This window comes from Chlamydia caviae GPIC (genome assembly GCF_000007605.1).
In the GTDB taxonomy this organism is placed as follows: Bacteria; Chlamydiota; Chlamydiia; order Chlamydiales; family Chlamydiaceae; genus Chlamydia; species Chlamydia caviae.
Genome location: NC_003361.3, coordinates 470,890 through 491,785 on the forward strand (window position 1 = coordinate 470,890; position 20,896 = coordinate 491,785).

Here is a 20,896-nt window from a genome sequence, read left to right on the forward strand (position 1 = left end):
GGCACCATCCTGTATTCTAGAGAGCAGATGTAATGTATCCCTGGCTTTTTTTCAACAATAGAAAAAAAAGCAAAGATTGTTTTTTTTGAAAAATAAAAATTTGCTATGAAACGAAATTCGGATCGCATCTATCGAGAACAAACATCATATGGATTCTGAGTTTGCTGGACAAGTCCATTCTTCGGATATGGACTGGATCGAGGCTATGTATCAAAGGTTTCTAAATCACGAAACCTTGGATCCTTCATGGAAATATTTTTTTGAAGGGTACCAATTAGGCCAAGAGGGCGCTGTTTCAGCATCTTCTGGAAATGAAGAGGCGTATGCTGCTTTGCAAGAAAAGAAAGCCCGATTTCTTTGTATGATATACCGCTACTACGGGTATCTACAAAGCGAGATTTCTCCTTTGTCTCCTGTTACTCCTTCACCTTTAATTCAAGAAAAGATCAAGAATATAGATCTTAATGAAATTGTCCCATCTTTAGGTCTTCTTCCTCAGCCTAAAGTTCCTGTCCGCGATTTAATTCAGGCTTTAAAAAATTTTTATTGTCGAAGTATTTCTGTAGAAACTCTGACATGTTCTCCTCAATTACAGGAATATGTATGGAGGCTCATGGAGAGTAAGCCTCCTCAAAAATCACTCGAAGATCTTATGCGTTCATATCAAGATATGTGTAAGGCAACATTTTTCGAGGAATTCCTCCAGATAAAATTTACGGGGCAGAAGAGATTCTCTTTAGAAGGTGCTGAAAGCTTAATTCCTATGCTTGAGCATCTCATTTATTATGGTGTTACTCAAGGTATCACTAACTACATTCTTGGTATGGCTCATCGCGGACGATTGAATGTCTTAACGAATGTGTTGCGTAAGCCCTACTCTCAAGTGTTTATGGAATTTGAGGACAACCCTAAATCTCGAGGTTTAGATGTTGTCGGAGATGTGAAGTATCACAAAGGTCATGTTTCTAGATCTCTTTGTAAAAGTGGTGATGAGGTAACCGTAGTGATGTTGCCAAATCCTAGCCATCTAGAAGCTGTAGATCCTGTTGTTGAAGGTGTTGTCGCGGCTTTGCAACATCAGATGGATTCCGAAAAGGAGTATTCTTGTTTAGCAATTCTTATCCATGGGGATGCGGCATTTTCAGGGCAGGGGATTGTTTATGAGACTTTACAATTAAGTCAGGTTCCTGGGTATTCTACAGGGGGAACTCTCCATATTGTTGTGAACAACCATATAGGCTTTACAGCGCAGCCTAGGGAATCACGATCCACACCTTACTGTACAGACATTGCCAAGATGTTGGGGATTCCTGTATTTCGTGTGAATGCTGAAGATGTTTCCGCTTGTATGCAGGCTATCGAATATTCCCTAAAAGTACGTGAAGAATTTAATTGCGACGTTATCATCGATTTTTGTTGTTATCGGAAATATGGACATAACGAAAGTGATGATCCTTCAATAACGGCTCCTTTGCTTTATGATGAGATTAAGAAAAAATCGACAATTCGTGAGATCTATAGAAAGTATCTACTAGATAATTATCCTTCAGAAATCTCCGAAGATAGCCTAGAGAAAATTGAAAAAGGCGTTCAAGATATCCTCAATAAGGAATTCCAAGTATTAAAACAGGAAGAAAATCAAACTTTACCGAAAAGAAACTGTCGTCATTGCGATCGGATGGATCTCGGAGAGTTATTGGTAAACGATCTTGATGTGTCTTTAAGTAGAGATACGGTATTTCATATAAGTTCGAAATTATGTGGTCTTCCTGAGAATTTCACACCCCATCCTAAGGTGAAAGCTCTTCTTGATAAGAGAATGAAAATGGCTAATGGCGAAATTGGCTATGATTGGGGGATGGCTGAAGAGCTCGCCTTTGCTTCTTTGTTAATAGAGAAGTTTTCCTTACGTCTTTCGGGACAAGATGCTATTCGTGGTACCTTTAGCCAGCGCCATTTGTTATGGAGTGATATAACATCTGGAGATACCTACTCACCCTTATACCACCTCTCTCCTGATCAAGGATCCGTGGATATCTATAATTCTCCATTATCAGAATATGCTGTTTTAGGCTTTGAGTATGGTTATGCTCAACAAGCAGACCGTACCCTTGTTTTATGGGAAGCGCAATTTGGAGATTTTTCTAATGGAGCGCAGATTATTTTTGATCAGTATATTTCTTCTGCGATTCAGAAATGGGATCTACATTCTGACCTTGTTGTTCTTTTACCTCACGGTTATGAAGGTCAGGGCCCGGAGCATTCCTCAGCACGTATAGAAAGGTATTTACAGCTAGCTGCAAATTGGAATTTCCAAGTTGTTATTCCCTCTACTCCTGTACAGTATTTCCGTATCCTTCGTGAGCATACAAAGCGGGATTTATCCTTGCCTTTGGTGATCTTTACTCCAAAAATGCTTTTGCGTCATCCTGAATGCACAAGCTTTATAGACGAGTTTACCACCCCGGGAGGGTTCCGCCCTATACTTGAAGATATAGAGCCAAATTACCAAGCTAAGATTTTAGTTTTATGCTCCGGAAAGGTGTATTACGATTTTAAAGGAGCTTTACCTCAAGAACGTCAAAAAGACTTTGCTTGTTTACGTATTGAGAGTTTATATCCCTTGTATCTTGAAGATCTCCTTTCTCTTCTTGGGAAATATTCTCAAGCTGAGCATTACGTATGGCTTCAAGAAGAGCCTCAGAATATGGGTGCCTTTGATTATATATTCATGGCAACTAAAGAAATTTTCTCCAAAAAACTTACATGTATAAGCAGACCAAGAAGTAGCTCGACAGCTACAGGATCTGCACGTCTTAGCCAACAAGAATTTTTAACATTAATGGAAACATTGTTTTCTCTAGGTAATGTATGATTACAGAAGTACGCATTCCAAATGTCGCTGAATCCATAAGTGAAGTGACCATAGCTTCCCTTTTGGTAACTTCAGAAAGTCTGGTTCAGGAGAATCAAGGCATTATGGAGATCGAAAGTGACAAAGTAAATCAGCTTATCTATGCTCCTACATCTGGAAGGATTGTCTGGTCAGTTTCTGAAGGCGATGTTGTTGCTGTTGGAGGGGGTGTTGCTAAAATTTATGATGCTAATGAAGCTGTCCCTGAAAGCGCTATAGAGAACACTTCTTCTAGCGAATCTGTAGATGCTGAGATTATCTGCTTCCCAAGATCTAAAGCTCACGAACCTCCTGCGGAGGGGAAAACTTTTGTTCCCTTACGTGATAAAATTCAAAATGCCCCACAGCCTGCAGGATCTAAAAATGAGGTTCGTGAGCATATGTCTTCTATACGCAAAACGATTTCTCGACGTTTAGTTTCTGCTCTTCATGAATCGGCAATGTTAACCACATTCAACGAGATTCATATGACGCCTCTTATGAAACTCCGCAAGGAGAAACAAGAGAGCTTTTCTTCTCGTTATAATGTGAAATTAGGCTTGATGTCTTTCTTCATAAAAGCAGTGATTGAAGGGTTAAAAGCTTATCCTCGTGTGAATGCCTATATTGAAGGGGATGAAATCGTCTACCGTCAATATTATGATATTTCTATTGCTGTAGGCACAGAGCGCGGTCTTGTTGTTCCCGTGATTCGTGATTGTGATAAACTCTCTAGTGGGGACATTGAAGTAAAACTTGCAGATTTGGCAGGCAGAGCTCGCGATGGCCAGATTTCTATTCCTGAGTTAGAAGGAGGAAGCTTCACCATTACTAATGGTGGTGTTTACGGCTCTTTACTTTCTACGCCTATTATTAATCCTCCTCAAGTGGGGATATTAGGAATGCATAAAATAGAAAAACGTCCCGTGGTTCTTGATAATACCATCGTTATTGCAGATATGATGTATGTAGCTTTTAGCTATGATCATCGTATGATTGATGGTAAGGAAGCTGTAGGCTTTCTTATCAAAATCAAAGATGCCATAGAACAACCTGAAACTCTTTTAGATTTATAGGTTGTTATCTAGGAAGAAGAAGAACAGCGGTAACGTTGTTCTTTTTTATTGGTGTATCTATCACACTAGGTTCTGGATGGTTATTGCGATAGCGAGAAGAAAAGAAAATTTCATGTTCGGTATACGTACACCTTTCAGAAATAGTTATTTTAGAACTAGAGATCCCTAAATCTAATAGTTGCTTTCTCGCTATAGAGGGAAAGTCCATGTGATTTTCTTGCGGCATAAAAGCAAAGAAGCTAGGGGGAAAAAGCTCCCTATAATCAGGATAAATAGCGTAATCAGGTCCTAAAGAAGGTCCGACAACAACAATTAAATCTTGAGGGCGGGAGTTGTAGATTCGTTTTAACGTCGCTACTGTCACAGCATAGATATTCCCGACCAGTCCTCGCCACCCACAATGTACATTAGCAACAACATGTTTTTCGGGATCATAAAAGATGGCCGGTTGGCAATCAGAATGGCGGATATGTAGGGAAATTAGAGGATCCTCGGTATACAATCCATCTGCAGGGCATCCTGCAGGGGTTGTATACGTAGCGTGGCGTAAGCTGGTGCCATGCACTTGATGGAGATCGCAAAAACGTTCAGCGCCTAAAGCTTGGCGAATCTGCTCGTTTTTAGGAACGTAGACATAACCCTCAGCATCTTTTTGTTTTGGGAACAATCCATGACGCAAAGGGAGGTCAGAGAGCTCTGGAAAAGTCAGGGTAATTAGATCATTATCAGAAGTTGATTGTCTCATAGCTCCAAAAATATATTATTCGGGATCTTTCCATACACCATGTTCTTGCAAAAGACGAACGAGTTCTTCTTCGGCATCTTCCATGGGAATATGCGCTTTCACGCATGTGTGTTTTACATAGAGATCGATCATCCCAGTTTTCGACCCTACAAATCCGAAATCAGAATCAGCCATTTCTCCAGGGCCATTAACAATACATCCCATAACAGCGATTTTTAATCCTACAAGATGTTTTGTTTTTTCGCGAATGCGTGTTGTTACTTCGGGGAGATCGAAAAGCGTTCTCCCACATCCAGGACAGGAAATGTATTCTGTTTTCACTAAACGTACCCCAGCACTTTGTAAAGTACTAAAGGCGATTTCTCGAACAGTAGGTAAAGAAACATTGGGAAGGTCTAAAATCACAGCTTCACCTAAACCATCGAGAAGTAAAGCACCAAATTCCGTAGCTATAGATACAGCTGCTTCAAATTCATCATCAAGATCTTTTGAAAATACTAACTTCACAGGTTGCTCGTTACTCTGTTTCTTCTCGAAAAACTCTCTTGTGCTATGAATAAACGGAGGTGTAGCATGACAGTGAACAAAAGGCGCGCTTAAGACCTGCTCACTATTCCAAATTTCTTCATTATGATTGTAAAGACAGGGGACTTCATGATGATGGAAAACCAATAAATGCTCTTTTAATTTTTCAATAACAGAAGTTCCTATAAAGCTTTTTGGAACAATGATCCCATCGGGAGCTGTGAAGTCTTTTTTCCCATTTGTAGGGTTAATACCCAACTGTTCGAGCAACTTCTCCACGGTATTGTTTAAAAGATGCTCTTTCATAAGCTTAATAAATACACCGTAAACAGAGCCCCAAGGGGTGGCTTTAGTGATTTTCTTTGAGGCATTAACGAAGGTTTCAGAATTTTCTAAAGCGAATGGATTCTCTTTTTTCGGAAGATCAAGATATGTTGTGGTATGTTTTAATAAACTTTCACAAACAGGAATTTCTGTAGTAGGACATCCTGTTAATGAACAACGAATCGTATCTCCCAACCCTTCTGTAAGGAGCGTGCCAATCCCTACTGCAGACTTAATAATTCCATCCAAACCTATCCCTGCTTCCGTAACTCCTAGATGCAGAGGATAATGCCAACCACGAGCATCGAGATCTTTTGCCAGCTGACGGTAGGCAGCAACCATAACTTTCGGATTGCTAGACTTCATAGAGAAAACAACATCGCGATAGCCAAGTTTTTCACATACTTCAATATATTCAAGAGCAGAAACTACCATCCCCTCTATAGTGTCGCCGTAACGTTGCATAACACGTTCCGAAAGAGAACCATGATTCACACCTATTCTCATGGCTTTCCCTAAGCGCTTACACTTTTCTACAAGGGGAGTAAATTTTTCCTCTAATCGAAGAAGACTATCGGCATAATTTTTATCTGTGTATGTTTTCCCGGTGAACATATTGCGCTTATCAACAAAGTTCCCTGGATTGATACGTACCTTATCTACAAAATCAGCAACGTGCATCGCTGCTTGAGGAAAGAAATGAATATCCGCTACAAGAGGAATAGCAATTCCCATAGAAAGCAAACGTTCTTTGATATGCTCACATGCCTGTGCTTCTTTGATTCCTTGTACTGTTACACGAGCAATTTCGCATTTAGCCTCTACCAGAGCGCAAATTTGCGTAACCGTAGCCTCAACATCCGCAGTTGGCGTTGTCGTCATTGACTGCATTTTTATCGAATGCTCGCTACCTACATAAAGATTCCCAATTTTAACAGAGTGTGTATGACGCCTAGCGGCTTGTTTTTTAGAAGGCGAAATAACCATAAAAACCTAAAATAATTTTTATTATGAGATGAAGAATTTGTTTGCTAAAGGAGGGGAATCAAATCCCTGGAGTAAAAGTGACAGTAAATTTTAACGCATTTAAGGGTATTCATCAAAAAGAAAAGAATAGATTCAGTAAAGGGAAATCTTAGAGAAATAAAAACAGAGAATTTTGAAATAACCTTTCTATTTCTAAAGTTTTGATTTCAGATCCAGCGTATATAACTTATTCTTTGTGAATTAAGAAAGGTCTAAGGTTTGTAATAGACTCCACTTAAATAATAGAGAGCTTGTGAAAGATTTATGATGGAGATTGTTAAGAAGAGAGCTTTTTAAGCATCAAAATCGTCAAACTCATTAAAATCGCTATCGTCAAAGTCATCGATTGTTCCGTAAACTATAGGTTTCGCTTGGCGTAGAGGATTCTCCAGCAAACCGTAAAGACAGACAGTTAGACGACTATCTTGATCATTAGCTATTTCAGATAAAGCTAAGGATAACGCTGTTAACACCCTACTTTCGAATTTTGCATCGAGTGGTGCAAATGTGTTGATATAGAATTCGTTCTTATGATCTTTTGGGAACATAAGATCATGTCCATAAATTCCAATATGGTGAATTCCGTTAGCAATTAAGGATTTAAAGAAGCTGGTAAACATCTTTTGCTGATTTTCCAAGCTTCTTTGTCCGTACAGGGGATGAGGTTTATCCCCAGGTTGTTCATTTGCTGTTGTGGGGTAATGCCCAAAGGGATTCCATACATTAATGAGCTGTTTTGGACTATCTTTGGGGGATTGTGTAACATCGCTCCATTCTGTACATTTCCATCCCCCAGGAGTTTTAGGCGTTTGGGAAAACTCTGTGAGCCCTATATTCCAATTATAATCTCCCATTTCGAACCTAAATAGATCTACAGCACTATTGTGAATAGTATTCGGATTTGCAAGATCAGCTTCGGGAGGGACGAAACACACTCGAGAGACTTCTGTGTTATGATCAATAATAGGAGAAGAAAACGAGGGGGTTTTAAAAGTTGCCAACTTAACGTTAGGGTTGCCTTTCGCAGTGAAGATATTGATATTTTCTGCACCAGGAGCTTCCATATCTTTAGGTAGAGAAGAGCTTTCCTTAAAGTTTGCCTTTAACGTCTGGGCAAGATCTTGAGAAAGGAAGTCATAACCCCTGCTTTTTTCAAAAGCGCTATGAAGTCTTTTCTTCATGCTGCTCTTGGTGTTGCTAGGGATAAGCGCTAACGATGTTCCTAATAAAATTGTTCCCAGAGTAATCCCTATAGCCGTAGCAATTGCTAGGCCAGGGGCTCCAAGTGCTCCTAAAGTGATACCACAGGCCACTCCTGCAACTAAAGCAAGTCCTCCTAAGATCGCAAGAACCTTCTGAGTAGTCTCTCGGGTGTTTGGATTATATAAAACCCTATGAAAACATCCCTTTATAGAAAAACGCTGCTTAGGAGTTAGATTAAATATTTGATGTGGTGGTAGCGGATTATTATCCGATGAAATTTTTTTGGGCGACATAATTCAAATTATAAATAAATATATAAATAAAGTAATTTCCTTTTATTAATTTTTATTTGAATAGTTTGTACCACGCTTAATGTTAGTTGGTTGTGGTTTTTATAATGAAAGTCCTAATCCAGGAGGACTCACGACAACAACGTTCATGATCGTTTTAGGATTTGAGCTTGCGAATTGCGTTAGTGCTGCAACTAAACCTGTTTGTATAGCCGATTTCCATATAGCAGCTTCTTGAGGGTCTGATGAGAGTTGTGCGGGCGCTGTAGATATGAGTGGAAGTTGAATCATATCAGCACCTTGATTAATCGCCTCATTTAGACAATTTGCATAGGCAGTTTTTGCCAGGGTAAAGGCAGCAGCGGGATGATGGTTATGGGATTCAGGATCGGGGCCTTGGATAAAACCTAGGAAATTTGGTAAGCCGAGTTTTTTCTTATTGCTAGATCCGTCAGAGTTTTTCCAACGCATAGAAATGCATTCCCCCTCTTGCATATCAGGGATTACACAAGAGATGTTCAATGCATCTAAGTTTGACAGGATTGTATTATGTTCTACTACAATCATGAGATTACAGCAGCAATGAACTCGTGGAGAATAAATCACTCCTGTAGTGGTAAATAGAGTTGTTTGTGAGTTATTGATTTTCCAGGTTTTATTCAGTAAAGAGGGTGTAGTTTCTCCAAAGATACGTGGTAGGCTACTCCAATCAGTAACTACCTCGCCGTACTCTTCTAAGATTTGCGTATGCTTGATGTTTTCATCCACTTCAAAAAGGAAGGACGCCCCCCTAGGAATAGATTTCATATCTATTCTTTCTGCTATTTTAGGCTTTAGACAGGATCTTCTAAGAAGGAATAGGGATATAAGGAGTAGGGGAACGGTTAGAGCACATAGAGAAAGAAGAGATAAAATTCCCGTGATTACAGAGGGAATAATAGTTCCAAGTACCGCTAAACCTGCAATGACGACCATGGCAATACGGAAAGCTTTTGAGGTAACGCTATTTCTTTTAGGGGGTATTTCAGAGGGAAGTTGTGTTTGTCCAAAAGGTGGGGTGGTAAGGCTATGTGTCATGTAATCATAAAATGGGTGCTGGGGTGTTAAGTCGTGATTGCAAAGAGTAAAGGCAAGCACACCAGCGATGTTTTAATGGAAGTCATGCTGTATTTTATGCGTATTTTTCTTAATGTCTGTACCTTGTTATGTAGAATTTATAGATATACTAGAGGGTAGTCAACAAAGTTAGCAACTTAGATTTTAACTAAGAGGTTGTTCTGAAGCCTTTTTCTTAGATATATAGAAAGAGACATCTCAAGGGTTTGAAGGTATTTATGCAGAGGATCTCTAAAGGAGAAAGTAACAGATGCCTTCAAGGGGATAAAACTATCATGCACCTCAAATTAAGATTCCTAATGTTGAGATGCATGGTTTTCTTATATTTTTGATCCTAAAGAGGTAAGGTATTGATATCGGTAACGACAATAACCATCTCTGCATCAGGATTTGCTTCTGCAAAGTGTTGAGCAGCTGTTACCAAAGCAGCTTTTACACTATCTATCCATTGATCGCGAACACTACGTCCATCTACTATAAGGTCTTTGCTCGGAGCAAAAGCACTGGATGAGATAAGAGGGACTTGAACATACTTAGCCCCTTTTTCCAGAGCTTTAGCAAAGCAGTTCTCATATGCTTGAGTAACAACTTGGTAACATTGTTTTGCATCGTTGTTTAGCTGAGCAGCTGTGGGTCCTAAAAGTTGTGCAAGAAATGCTGGGCCTTCAGGTTTAAGATCATTATTCGTGCCATCAGCATTTATCCATTTTCCAGCGCTACACTCACCAACTTGTAATGTAGTCTTATTTTCTTTGGAATTTTCCCATCCTCGTTTACTTACTGCTTGTGTAAAGTGGTAATTTGTTCCACTACCTCCTCGGAACATAGTGCTATTAGCAGCGTTTACCAACATCGGAGACAGGTCCTGAGTGGTAAATCTAGGTTTAGTAATGTCTCCAGCGGTAGATACTAAGACGGTTTTGGTGTTTAGTGCTTTCCAGATTTTCATGGGAGCTGTAATATCGACAGCATCGAATACCGGTATATTGATAGCCGCTGAGAAAGGTAGTGGTATCCACCCACTAAGTAATTCGTAAGCACTCGGAACAAGATGTGAAGACGCAGGGGCATCCTGAGGTTGCGCAGGAGCTGGTGTGTCAACAAGAGCCGATTGACTTTCTGGAGATCGCGGTTGGGCACGTCGAGTTTCAGGAATCGTCAGTCTTGGATTCTCGGGCATTCCTTCTTCCAAAGGCGGGTAAGGAGTAGCGTCTCTTTGAGGTTTCTTGTTTAGCAGAACGCAGCAGGCCACAGCAATTATAGAAAATATCACCGTAGCAACAGCAAGAGCAGGCATTGCTAGCGTGATGGCTAAAGCTAGGGTTGTCACAACCCAGACAAGGGACAAAGCAGCGGCACTAGCCAGCGCTACCCGCTTAGCGATTCTTTGTCTATCTTGACTGGGTTGCACTTGAGAACAAGATGTCCTGGGAATACAATAGGACGATCCATGGGTATTGATAGGTTGTGACATAAAAATATTAATTTTTTAAAAGCTAAACATAATCAATATTTTAAAGCATAACTGCCCTAAGACACAGAGAGTTTTTTTTCAAGAAATTTCACTCGAAAAGCCGAGAAGAAAAGCCGAGACTCTCGTGTACGAAGAAGATTTTTTATTCCCTGGAATTCTAAGATAAAAAGATCAAGATATTTACAATAAGTGAAACGTTAAATATCTTGATCTTTTTCAGGATTTAAAAGGTCACCTTAACGCAGCCACCCTTAATTTTGCATTGGCAGGCTAAACGTTCGTTGGAATCCTCAGGTTCACCAAGAAAATCTTTTTCCTCATCGGTGAAGTCGGAGAGGTTTTCTTTTCCTTCTAAGACCTCAATAACACAGGTGCCGCAAACACCCTCAGTACATGCAAAAGGAACGCCTGAAGATTCACAAGGCTCAGTAATGCTAGAACCATCTTCTAGCTCAAACTCTTGTGTTTCGTCGTCGGATGAAACGATTAACTTTGCCATCAGTGACTTCCTGAAAATCTTTTGTTATAAACAACTAAACAATTCGGAGTAGAGGGATTCGAACCCCCGACCTATTGCTCCCAAAGCAACCGCGCTAACCAGGCTGCGCTATACTCCGTGCGAATGTCTCTAAGAAATAAAGACGTTAGCATAGAACAAAATAGTCTACAAGATAAACATAAGCTAAAATTCACTATTTTGTGATGTAAGAGTTTTTCTTGAAGATATATATTTTTTGTCATTATTGAAAGAAGTAGGAGAGTCTTAGAAGGGAGGAGCTTGGTGACAAGCAAACAAGAGAAACTATGGCGAATGGCTCTTATTCCCTTAGGTATTCTGCTTTCTTTTTTAATTCCCTTACCTCAAGTGCTTTTGGATATAGGATTGTGTATCAATTTTATCCTATCTTTAACCGTTGTCTTTTGGGTATTTTCCTTAAAATCAAGTCGTGACGCTAAGCTCTTCCCACCGTTATTTTTGTATCTCTGCTTATTTCGTTTGGGGTTAAACCTTGCGTCAACTCGATTGATTTTATCTTCGGGTTGGGCATCTTCTATGATCTTTTCTTTAGGCAATTTCTTTTCCTCAGGAAGTCTAGGAGCCGGAACTGTTGCCTGCTGTCTATTCTTTCTAGTAAACTTTCTTGTCATTGCTAAGGGATCAGAAAGAATTGCTGAAGTTCGCGCTCGATTTATTTTAGAAGCGCTTCCTGGAAAGCAAATGTCTCTAGATGCTGATCTTTTGTCTGGAAGAGCGTCCGGTATGGATGTAGAAAAGCAAAAACAGGACCTTTTTGAAGAGAGTGATTTTTTTTCCTCTATGGAAGGGGTATTTCGCTTTGTAAAAGGAGATGCCATTGTCAGCTGTATTTTGCTTATCGTTAACTCTATAGCCGCCACCTATTTCTCTTATTCTTTGGACGGCACTACGGATAGTTTGTGGCTCACGGTTGTTGGAGATGCTTTAGTAAGCCAAGTTCCTGCGCTATTGACATCGTGTGCTGCGGCTACATTGATATCAAAGGTGGGGCAAAAGGACTCTCTCATCGAGCATATGATGAATTACTATGAGCAAGCTCGAATCCATTTTCGAACAATTGCTCTTTTGCTCTCCTCGTTACTCTTTATTCCCGGAACCCCTAAGGGATCTGTGGCTCTTTTTGTCATTGCACTATTTATTGCATATAAAGAACCAAAAGGCATTCAGGATCTAGCGCTTATACCCGAAGAATTTCAACAAATACATCTGTCTCTTCCAACGAATTACACAGGAGAAGATCCAAGAGAGATCTATGCGCAAGTTCGTGAAGATATCTTCAATGAAACCGGAGTGCTGTTTCCTCAGGAAATACAGATAATTCATACTGAGAAAAAAGCTTCATTAAGTTGTGGCGGGCAGCATTTTTGTCTTAAAGAAGTATCGCAGTTACATCTCTTGCTAATATTAAGAAATTTAGCTCCAGACGCTATTCATGGAAGATATATCAAAGCTCTTATAAGAGATGCTCAAAATATTTTAGGGATCTCTATTGAGGAGATTATTCCAAAAAAAATCTCTGAAAACTCCCTGCTCTTTTTAATAAAAGCTCTAGTTAAGGAACGCATTTCTTTAAGGTTGTTCCCTAAGATATTGGAAGCGATAGCGTTATATGGCTCTCATGACGAAAGTCTAGAAACTCTTTCCGAGAAGATCAGAAAATATCTAGGGAAACATATAGGAAGAGCTCTTTGGAACAAGGAAAACACTTTAGAAGTTATTACCGTAGATTCACATGTAGAACGAATGATTGGTGACCTATACTCACAATCGCATCCCCTAATGTGTGATAAAGTTGTTCATCAAGTGCAAAATCTCCTGGGACAATCGGGAAATGAAGGTTTTCGAGCGATCATTACCGGATGCGAATCACGTTTTGAATTAAGAAAAATGATCGAACCACATTTTCCAGATCTTCTTGTTTTATCGCATAATGAACTCCCTGAAGAAATCCCTATTTCCCTTTTAGGATCTGTCTCAGATGAGGTTTTGACACTTTAATTGTGAATTTAATCTAATTAAAATGAATAAATTCTTTTAATTAGAATGTTGTTTAAAATATTTTTTATTTAATCTTAAAATAATTACTGAAGAAAAAATTTGTGAAAACACAAAACACGCAAAACATTTCTGAGATTTGGGAATTATATTGGGAAACCCAAGAGATTGAGTATCGAGATACTTTGATCGATTTTTACCTACATCTAGTCAAATGTGTAGTTCACCGTTTGATTTCAGGTATGCCTTCCCATGTAAAGACCGAAGACCTGTATGCTTCCGGAGTAGAGGGATTAGTGCGCGCCGTAGAGCGCTTTGATCCAGAGAAAAGTCGTCGTTTCGAAGGTTACGCCCTGTTTTTAATTAAGGCTGCTATTATCGATGATTTAAGGAAGCAGGATTGGGTTCCTAGAAGCGTTCATCAAAAGGCAAATAAGCTTTCAGAGGCTATGGATACCTTAAGGCAGTCTCTAGGAAGGGAGCCTACAGATGGAGATCTTTGCGAGTATTTTCAAATTTCCCAACAAGAGCTTTCCGGATGGTTTATTTCAGCGCGTCCGGCTTTGATCATTTCCTTAAATGAGGAAAGACCTTCACTATCCGACGGAGAGTCGGGTGTAGCTTTAGAAGAGCGCATTCCTGACGAACGGGCGGAAACAGGGTACGATATCGTCGATAAAAAAGAATTCTCCTCATTTTTAGCCAACGCTATAGAGGGCTTAGAGGAGAAAGAACGAAAGGTGATGGCTCTATATTATTATGAAGAGCTAGTTCTTAAGGAAATTGGCAAAATTCTTGGAGTTAGCGAATCTCGCGTCTCTCAGATTCATTCCAAAGCTTTGATTAAACTTCGAGCAGCTTTATCCGCCTTTATTTAACAAATCTGTTTTCCTTCTTTTTTAGTAGGAAATGTAAAGTTTACAATAATTCCAAGACTTAAACAGAGTCCTCCAGCCGCGCTTAATAATAAGAACCAGAGATTTGTAGTAAGTATTAAAGCTGCGCAGCTTCCCACTACAGCTAAAATTGCGAGAGTAAGAAGTACCGCCGAAGTGATACGGATAAGCGTGGTAGATGGAATAAATTTTGCTGTTTTACTTTGTGTTTGTTGAATACTTGGGGTATTACTTGAATGTGGGGTTATAGCAGCCACTGAAAACCTTTAAAAAGAAAAAACGATCCATTTTAATCTAAAAATGGATTTTTCTCCATTATTTTTTCTGTATAGAACTAATCATAGAAGGGGAATCTTGCATATAAGAAGACCGATAGTTAAGATAGTACTTCAATTATTAAGATTTTTTTGTAGTTGTCATGCGGGATTTCATAAAGCATCTGAAGGATCGAGGAATTTTAGAAGATTTTTCTCATGGATTAGACAGTGTAGAATCTCCCATTTCCGCATATCTCGGATTTGATCCTACAGCCGCTTCTCTCCATATTGGACATTGGATAGGGATATGCTTTTTACGTAGAATGGCTAGCTTTGGTATTACTCCTGTAGCTCTAGTAGGCTCTGCTACGGGGATGATAGGGGACCCATCAGGGAAAAGTATAGAGCGTACTTTGCTGGAGAGTAATGAGGTAGCGCACAATAGCAAGAAGCTTTCCGAGTGTCTTTCTCACTATTTGCCTGGAGTGCAAATAGTGAACAACATGGAGTGGTTTCAAGGCACCACCGTGATTGATTTTCTTCGAGATGTAGGGAAGCACTTTAGATTAGGAACAATGCTAGGCAAGGATACAATTAAACAGCGTATTCAGTCCGAAGAGGGCATTAGTTATACTGAATTTAGCTACATCCTCTTGCAATCATATGATTTTGCCCATCTATTTGAAAAGCATGGGATAGCTTTGCAGTGCGGAGGAAGTGATCAGTGGGGGAACATTACCTCAGGAATTGATTATATCCGTCGTAAGGGATTAGGACAGGCCTATGGGCTAACGTACCCATTATTAACAAATAGCCAAGGGAAGAAGATCGGGAAGACCGAATCGGGAACTATTTGGCTGGATCCTACTTTAACTTCTCCTTATGAGCTATACCAGTACTTTTTAAGATTGCCCGATGCAGAGGTTCCTAAAATAGCACGCACGCTAACTTTATTGAGCAATGAAGAAATCTTTGATTTAGATAAGAAGTTCCTTTCAGATCCCATAGCTGTGAAGAAGTTTGTTACTGAAACTATAGTTACTTCCATACACGGTGAAGATGGGCTTAAGAAAGCTCAAATGGTTACTCAAAGTATGCATCCTGGTAAAGTATCTTCCATTTCTGAGAAAGATTTCCAAGATCTTATTTCTATGGGCCAAGGAATCTCTTTAGATCGCGTACAGACCCTTGGCAAACGATGGATAGATCTCTTTGTTGGGGTGGGATTCTGTAACTCTAAAGGAGAGGCTAGAAGATTGATCGAACAGAAAGGTCTCTATGTAAATAGTGAACCTATAGCTGATGAGCACAGTGTGTTTGAAGAACGTCAAGTTTGTTACGATCAATATGTTTTACTAGCACAAGGAAAAAAGAAAAAATTAGTTTTGCATCTAATTTAAGTGTCGAGGAGGATCGGTGACAGAGCAAGCAGATATTGGGCTAATTGGTTTAGCTGTAATGGGGAAAAACCTTGTATTAAACATGATAGATCACGGTTTTTCTATTTCTGTTTATAACCGTAGTCCAGAGAAAACCCGAGAGTTTCTACAAGAACATTCTCAAAATACCCTCCTTCAGGGACACGAAAATTTAGAAGACTTTGTGCGTTCTTTAAAACGTCCTAGAAAAGTGATGCTGATGATCAAAGCAGGAGCTCCTGTAGATCAAAGTATCGAATCATTGCTACCTTATCTTGAACCTGGAGATATTATTATCGACGGGGGAAACAGCTATTATAAAGATTCAGAAAGGCGATGCCGAGACCTCAAAGAAAAGGGCATACTTTTTGTAGGGATGGGGATTTCTGGAGGCGAGGAAGGTGCTCGCAAGGGACCTTCTATTATGCCCGGAGGTAATAGTGAGGCGTGGCCAGCTATAGCCCCTATCTTTCAAGGTATTTCTGCTAAGGTTCATGGTAACCCCTGCTGTTGTTGGGTTGGCTCTGGAGGGGCAGGGCATTATGTAAAGACTGTACATAATGGTATTGAATACGGAGATATACAATTAATCTGCGAAGCTTACGGATTATTAAGGACACGTTTAGGCATCTCTCCAGAGGGTATATCGGAAATTTTTGCCGAATGGAATAGCCGAGAGTTAGAAAGCTACCTTATGAGAATTTCTGTAGAGGTGCTTTCTTTAAAAGGTCCTGACGGATCTCCTGTTATTGATACAATTTTAGATGTCGCAGGACAAAAGGGGACAGGCCGCTGGACAGCCATAGATGCTATCGACTCTGGAGTCCCTCTTTCTTTAATTATTGAATCTGTATTAGCGCGCTTTCTCTCTTCATGGAAAACGGTACGAGAACAGGCTGCTAGCGAACTTCCTGGTATTCCTATAGTCTTTGAAAAACCCAGAGACCCGCATCTTTTTATCGAAGATGTATTCCAGGCATTATATGCTTCGAAAATTATTAGCTATGCTCAAGGATTCATGCTGTTAAAACAAGCATCAGAAGAGCATCAATGGAATCTAAATTTCGGAGAGCTCGCTCTATTGTGGAGAGGAGGCTGTATCATCCAAAGCGCATTTTTAGATGCTATCCATAAAGGCTTTGAAAATGAACCCGAGGCTCCTTCGCTAATTTTACAAACCTATTTCAAATCCACATTACAAAACTCAGAATCTGGCTGGCGTAGAACTGTTGCTTACGCAGTTGGTTCAGGATATCCTGTGCCTTGTTTAGCAGCTGCTTTGACCTTCTATGATGGTTACCGAACAAAAGACTCTTCAATAGCTTTAGCTCAAGGACTACGAGATTATTTTGGAGCGCATTCTTACGAACGTAAGGATAGACCTCGAGGAGAATTCTACCATACAGACTGGATAGGGACTAAAACTACAACAGCAGTAAAATAATTTTTGAAAAAAAATGTAAGAGTTTCGACATAATGGTCGAATCTTTTGACAAGTTTCTTGTCTCTTCCAGGGGTGCTTCGGCACCCTTTCTTTTATTGTTTATCTATTTAAAATATTTAAGTTTTAATTCCTTATAGGTAATAAGGGCAGAGGAAAATCGTTAGGAATATCCCTTGTACTATTTTTCAGAAAGAGGGGGAGTATTGCCTATACAGAGGGAATTAGTCGATTTTGAGAACTTCAATAAAAGCAGTATTTGGAATAGAAACTTTTCCGAATTCCTTCATACGCTTTTTACCTTTTTTCTGCTTTTCCCAGAGTTTGCGTTTTCTCGTGATATCGCCACCATAACACTTTGCAGTAACGTTTTTGGAAAGAGCACGAATCGTTTCGCGAGCGATTACTTTTTTATTGATAGCAGCTTGAATAGGAATTTTAAAAAGTTGCTGAGGAATTACATCAACAAGCTTTTCACAGATACTTCGTCCACGAGCTTCTGCCTTGTCCCTATGTACAAGACATGAAAAGGCATCAACAGGCTCATCATTGATTAGAATTTCAAGCTTTATGATCGAGCCTTTACGGTAATCTCCTAAACGGTAATCAAAGGATCCATAGCCTTTGGTTACAGATTTTAATTTGTCATTAAAATCTGAGACGATTTCATTTAAAGGAAGATCATAAGAAAGAACTAATCTATGCTGATCTAACATTTCTGTTTTTAGACACACTCCACGTTTATCTAAACATAAGTTCATAATACTGCTTAGGTATTCTTGAGGTGTAATGATATTCACATGCACCCAAGGCTCTTCTAAATGCTCAATAATAGAAGGATCAGGGTAGGCCGTAGGATTGTCTATAAACAGGGTTTTTCCATTTTTTAAGACAATTTTATAGATTACGCTAGGTGCTGTAGCGATAATATCAAGGTCAAACTCTCTGATAATTCTTTCAAAGACAATCTCTAAATGTAGTAGCCCTAAAAATCCACAACGGAAGCCAAAACCTAAAGAATGGCTACTCTCTTGCTCTATAGTTAAAGCTGAATCATTAAGCTGTAAACGTCCTAAAGCATCTTTCAAAGTATCGAAATCTGAGGAATCAATAGGGTAGATACCTGCAAAAACCACGGGATTAATTTCCTTAAATCCATCCAGAGGTACTTTTGCCGGATGTTTTACCGTAGTTACGGTATCCCCAATTTTCACATCTTTTACTTTTTTTAGGTTGGCAATGAAATAGCCTACCTGACCCGCACGTAGCGATCCTTCAATTAACGTAGCCTCAGGAAGGAAAGCACCAACACCTAAGACTTCAAAAGCAGAACCTTTTGTCGCCATAAAAGTAATGCGATCACCTTTTTTGATCTCTCCGCTGATCACACGGACATAGACCATAATTCCCACATAAGGATCGTAGTGAGAGTCAAAAATTAAAGCTTTTAATTCAGTTTCTTCAGGGAGCTTTGGTGGAGGAATAAGTTCTATTATTGCCTCAAGAATCTCAGAGATTCCTTCTCCTGTTTTTGCCGAACAGGCGATTGCGTGGGTGGTATCTAACCCTATGTAATCTTCGATTTGTTTGCGGATTCTCTCTGGATTGGCAGCAGGCAGATCAATCTTATTTAAAATAGGAATAATCTCTAAATCACGCTCTAATGCTAGATACACGTTAGCTAAACTCTGCGCTTGCACACCTTGAGCAGCGTCAACAATAAGCAAAGCACCTTCACAAGCTGCTAGAGAACGCGAAACTTCATAAGAAAAATCTACGTGGCCGGGAGTGTCTATGAGATTAAGCTGATAAACTTCACCATTGTATTCATAATACATAGTCACGGGATGCGCTTTAATGGTGATCCCACGTTCTCGCTCAAGATCCATAGAATCCAGGAGCTGTTCACGCATTTCTCTTTGCTCAACAGTACTTGTACTTTCAAGCAGGCGATCAGCAATTGTAGATTTTCCGTGATCAATATGCGCAATAATAGAAAAGTTTCGAATATTTTCTAATTTATACTCTTTCAAAATACAGCAGGTGTTTTGTCAATTTCAGAGAGAGTCATGTTAGACTGAGCATCGTTAGTTGTCAATACTACTAGAATACAAGAAGGTGAGTTTAATTTATTTATGAAGATGAAAATAGAATAGTACTTGTATTTACAATTTATATATTTTATTGTTACAGGCGCATTTTGTTGTAAATATAAAAATCTATAAATTCAATAATTATAATTTAATATTTTGATTTTTATCTTATTTAGTATAATTCATGAAAGCTGCGAATCTTTTTGCTCACCAAACACTTCCTAAACAAGAAGTGGTTTGTCGATATATGCAGTCGAAGAGGCCAACAATATCTCAAACAATTGTGCTAATTGTTTTGAGTGTTTTATGTATTGTTTCAGGTCTAATTTCTTTATTAATTTTACCCTTATCTATAAATCTTACTATTTCCTTATTACTTGGTGGCTTAGGTTGGTGTATTTTATCTTTTGTTACCGCACAGCTTATTATCAAGTATTCACAACCAAAAAATACGCATATTCCTTTGGGATTTCGCCAGGTGATTAAATCAAAATTCTCTAAGGTGTTTTTTGATTTAGTAACTACTCAGGACTTAAACATTATAACATTTAGAGAATTAGTAACCTCTGTTTGTAATTTTAGAGAATTTGAAAACTCTTCTATTAGGAATAATTTAGATAAGCTTTCTTCACAACTAAGGGAAGCTATCATAGCTTTTGGTGTTGATAACTTAGATAGAGAAATTAATAATCAGGACATTTTTAACTTGGATAAATTACTTATAGAAAATTGCCCTCTATATTGGATGCAACGGTTTATAGAATTGGGTAGTAGTGAGGTTTTAGAGGGAAATGAAATAAGACAAGATTGGCAATATTCAGGAGATTATTGGTTTTCTGAACTAGGTTTGATCCACCAGTCTTCAGATAATAGTTTGAAACCACAAACGATTTTTAACCTACATTTATATGGAATAGTTCAAGAAGTAAGTGAGTCAGAATACTCTTGTTTGATGAATCATGCTAGAAATGGTCACTGGAATCATCAAGCTATAGAAGCTATAGTGGATAGATTATTGATTGTTTGTCAGGGAGACTATAGCAGATATATCAATGAGAAAGATCAGGATAAAATATCTAACGAGCTGCGTATAGAATTTACCGAAGAGGGAGTAAGAAACCTTCTTTTATGTATGTGTTTGCATGGATTGTCGTGGGAACAATTACAACTCATTCGCTCAACGCCTATTTCTTCTTGGCAATTTCTGTTTTGGATAGATAGGTCTACCCCTGAGGGAGGGATGCGAAGTCTTGCAAGAGGCTTTCTAGGAGATTTTATTGACGAATCTCATCCTAATTATGAGCCTGGAATAGCTCTATCAACGTATTCAGAATACAAGAACATTACTCAATATAGAAAGTGTATAAACCAAAATGAGAATAACGCCTTTAGGCATATCTGTTGCTATTTTAATCATCGTATGAGGTTTCATGAGAAAATAGTAAATATAGATGCCCTCCTAAACAATGTCATAAATGCTAGAAGATACACTGTTGATTTAGAAACGGGGAGTAGAGCCGAAATCCCGGCAGATATTTAAAGACAAAAAAAATCCTCACTTGTAAACAGGTGAGGATTTCTTCTAC

Annotated in this window: 15 protein-coding genes and 1 tRNA gene; 7 read left to right on the top strand and 9 right to left on the bottom strand. The window is 39.1% G+C overall.

Features of this window, described 5'->3' with window-relative positions:
* Positions 1 to 148: 148 nt before the first annotated feature.
* Both CCA_RS02110 and sucB read left to right on the top strand, forming a co-directional pair.
* Positions 149 to 2,875, top strand: a complete 2,727-nt coding sequence (locus CCA_RS02110; protein WP_011006382.1) for a 2-oxoglutarate dehydrogenase E1 component — start codon at positions 149 to 151, stop codon at positions 2,873 to 2,875.
* Entirely contained in the window at positions 2,872 to 3,969 is a 1,098-nt protein-coding gene (sucB, locus tag CCA_RS02115; RefSeq protein ID WP_011006383.1) for a dihydrolipoyllysine-residue succinyltransferase, read from the top strand. Before CCA_RS02110 ends, sucB begins: the two co-directional genes overlap by 4 nt.
* A gap of 4 nt (positions 3,970 to 3,973) precedes the next feature.
* On the opposite strand, the gene pgeF is transcribed toward sucB, so the two are convergent.
* The 7 genes from pgeF to CCA_RS02150 all read right to left on the bottom strand — a co-directional run bounded on the left by pgeF (position 3,974) and on the right by CCA_RS02150 (position 11,289).
* Positions 3,974 to 4,714, bottom strand: a complete 741-nt coding sequence (pgeF, locus tag CCA_RS02120) for a peptidoglycan editing factor PgeF (protein ID WP_011006384.1) — start codon at positions 4,712 to 4,714, stop codon at positions 3,974 to 3,976.
* Between the two features lie 15 nt (positions 4,715 to 4,729).
* A complete protein-coding gene (locus tag CCA_RS02125) occupies positions 4,730 to 6,550 on the bottom strand; it encodes a 4-hydroxy-3-methylbut-2-en-1-yl diphosphate synthase (protein ID WP_011006385.1) in 1,821 nt (606 codons plus the stop codon).
* A 332-nt stretch (positions 6,551 to 6,882) separates the two neighbouring features.
* Positions 6,883 to 8,085, bottom strand: coding sequence for a membrane protein (locus CCA_RS02130; RefSeq protein WP_011006386.1), 1,203 nt, complete (start codon positions 8,083 to 8,085; stop codon positions 6,883 to 6,885).
* A gap of 99 nt (positions 8,086 to 8,184) precedes the next feature.
* Positions 8,185 to 9,159 carry a macro domain-containing protein gene (locus CCA_RS02135; RefSeq protein WP_011006387.1) on the bottom strand — a complete coding sequence of 325 codons (975 nt, stop codon included), beginning with the start codon at positions 9,157 to 9,159 and terminating at the stop codon, positions 8,185 to 8,187.
* 373 nt (positions 9,160 to 9,532) lie between these two features.
* A complete protein-coding gene (locus CCA_RS02140) occupies positions 9,533 to 10,672 on the bottom strand; it encodes a macro domain-containing protein (RefSeq protein ID WP_011006388.1) in 1,140 nt (379 codons plus the stop codon).
* A 223-nt stretch (positions 10,673 to 10,895) separates the two neighbouring features.
* On the bottom strand, positions 10,896 to 11,171 hold the full coding sequence (locus CCA_RS02145) for a 2Fe-2S iron-sulfur cluster-binding protein (protein WP_011006389.1): 276 nt from the start codon (positions 11,169 to 11,171) through the stop codon (positions 10,896 to 10,898).
* 43 nt (positions 11,172 to 11,214) lie between these two features.
* Positions 11,215 to 11,289, bottom strand: a tRNA-Pro gene (locus tag CCA_RS02150).
* A 194-nt stretch (positions 11,290 to 11,483) separates the two neighbouring features.
* Between CCA_RS02150 and CCA_RS02155 the strand changes: the two genes are divergently transcribed.
* Positions 11,484 to 13,208 carry an EscV/YscV/HrcV family type III secretion system export apparatus protein gene (locus CCA_RS02155; protein WP_238374158.1) on the top strand — a complete coding sequence of 575 codons (1,725 nt, stop codon included), beginning with the start codon at positions 11,484 to 11,486 and terminating at the stop codon, positions 13,206 to 13,208.
* Between the two features lie 101 nt (positions 13,209 to 13,309).
* Complete coding sequence (locus CCA_RS02160) at positions 13,310 to 14,083, top strand: FliA/WhiG family RNA polymerase sigma factor (protein ID WP_011006391.1); 774 nt, start codon at positions 13,310 to 13,312, stop codon at positions 14,081 to 14,083.
* Here CCA_RS02160 and CCA_RS02165 read toward each other — a convergent pair.
* Positions 14,080 to 14,358 (bottom strand): hypothetical protein, encoded by a 279-nt coding sequence (locus CCA_RS02165; RefSeq protein ID WP_011006392.1) that lies wholly within the window; start codon positions 14,356 to 14,358, stop codon positions 14,080 to 14,082. The genes CCA_RS02160 and CCA_RS02165 overlap by 4 nt on opposite strands.
* Positions 14,359 to 14,519: 161 nt before the next feature.
* Here CCA_RS02165 and tyrS point away from each other — a divergent pair, with 161 nt between their 5' ends.
* Positions 14,520 to 15,758 carry a tyrosine--tRNA ligase gene (tyrS, locus tag CCA_RS02170; RefSeq protein WP_011006393.1) on the top strand — a complete coding sequence of 413 codons (1,239 nt, stop codon included), beginning with the start codon at positions 14,520 to 14,522 and terminating at the stop codon, positions 15,756 to 15,758.
* Between the two features lie 16 nt (positions 15,759 to 15,774).
* Entirely contained in the window at positions 15,775 to 17,220 is a 1,446-nt protein-coding gene (gnd, locus tag CCA_RS02175; RefSeq protein ID WP_011006394.1) for a decarboxylating NADP(+)-dependent phosphogluconate dehydrogenase, read from the top strand.
* A 221-nt stretch (positions 17,221 to 17,441) separates the two neighbouring features.
* On the opposite strand, the gene lepA is transcribed toward gnd, so the two are convergent.
* Positions 17,442 to 19,250, bottom strand: coding sequence for a translation elongation factor 4 (gene lepA / locus CCA_RS02180; RefSeq protein ID WP_011006395.1), 1,809 nt, complete (start codon positions 19,248 to 19,250; stop codon positions 17,442 to 17,444).
* A gap of 244 nt (positions 19,251 to 19,494) precedes the next feature.
* Between lepA and CCA_RS02185 the strand changes: the two genes are divergently transcribed.
* Positions 19,495 to 20,850, top strand: coding sequence for a DUF1389 domain-containing protein (locus CCA_RS02185; protein ID WP_011006396.1), 1,356 nt, complete (start codon positions 19,495 to 19,497; stop codon positions 20,848 to 20,850).
* Positions 20,851 to 20,896: the final 46 nt, after the last annotated feature.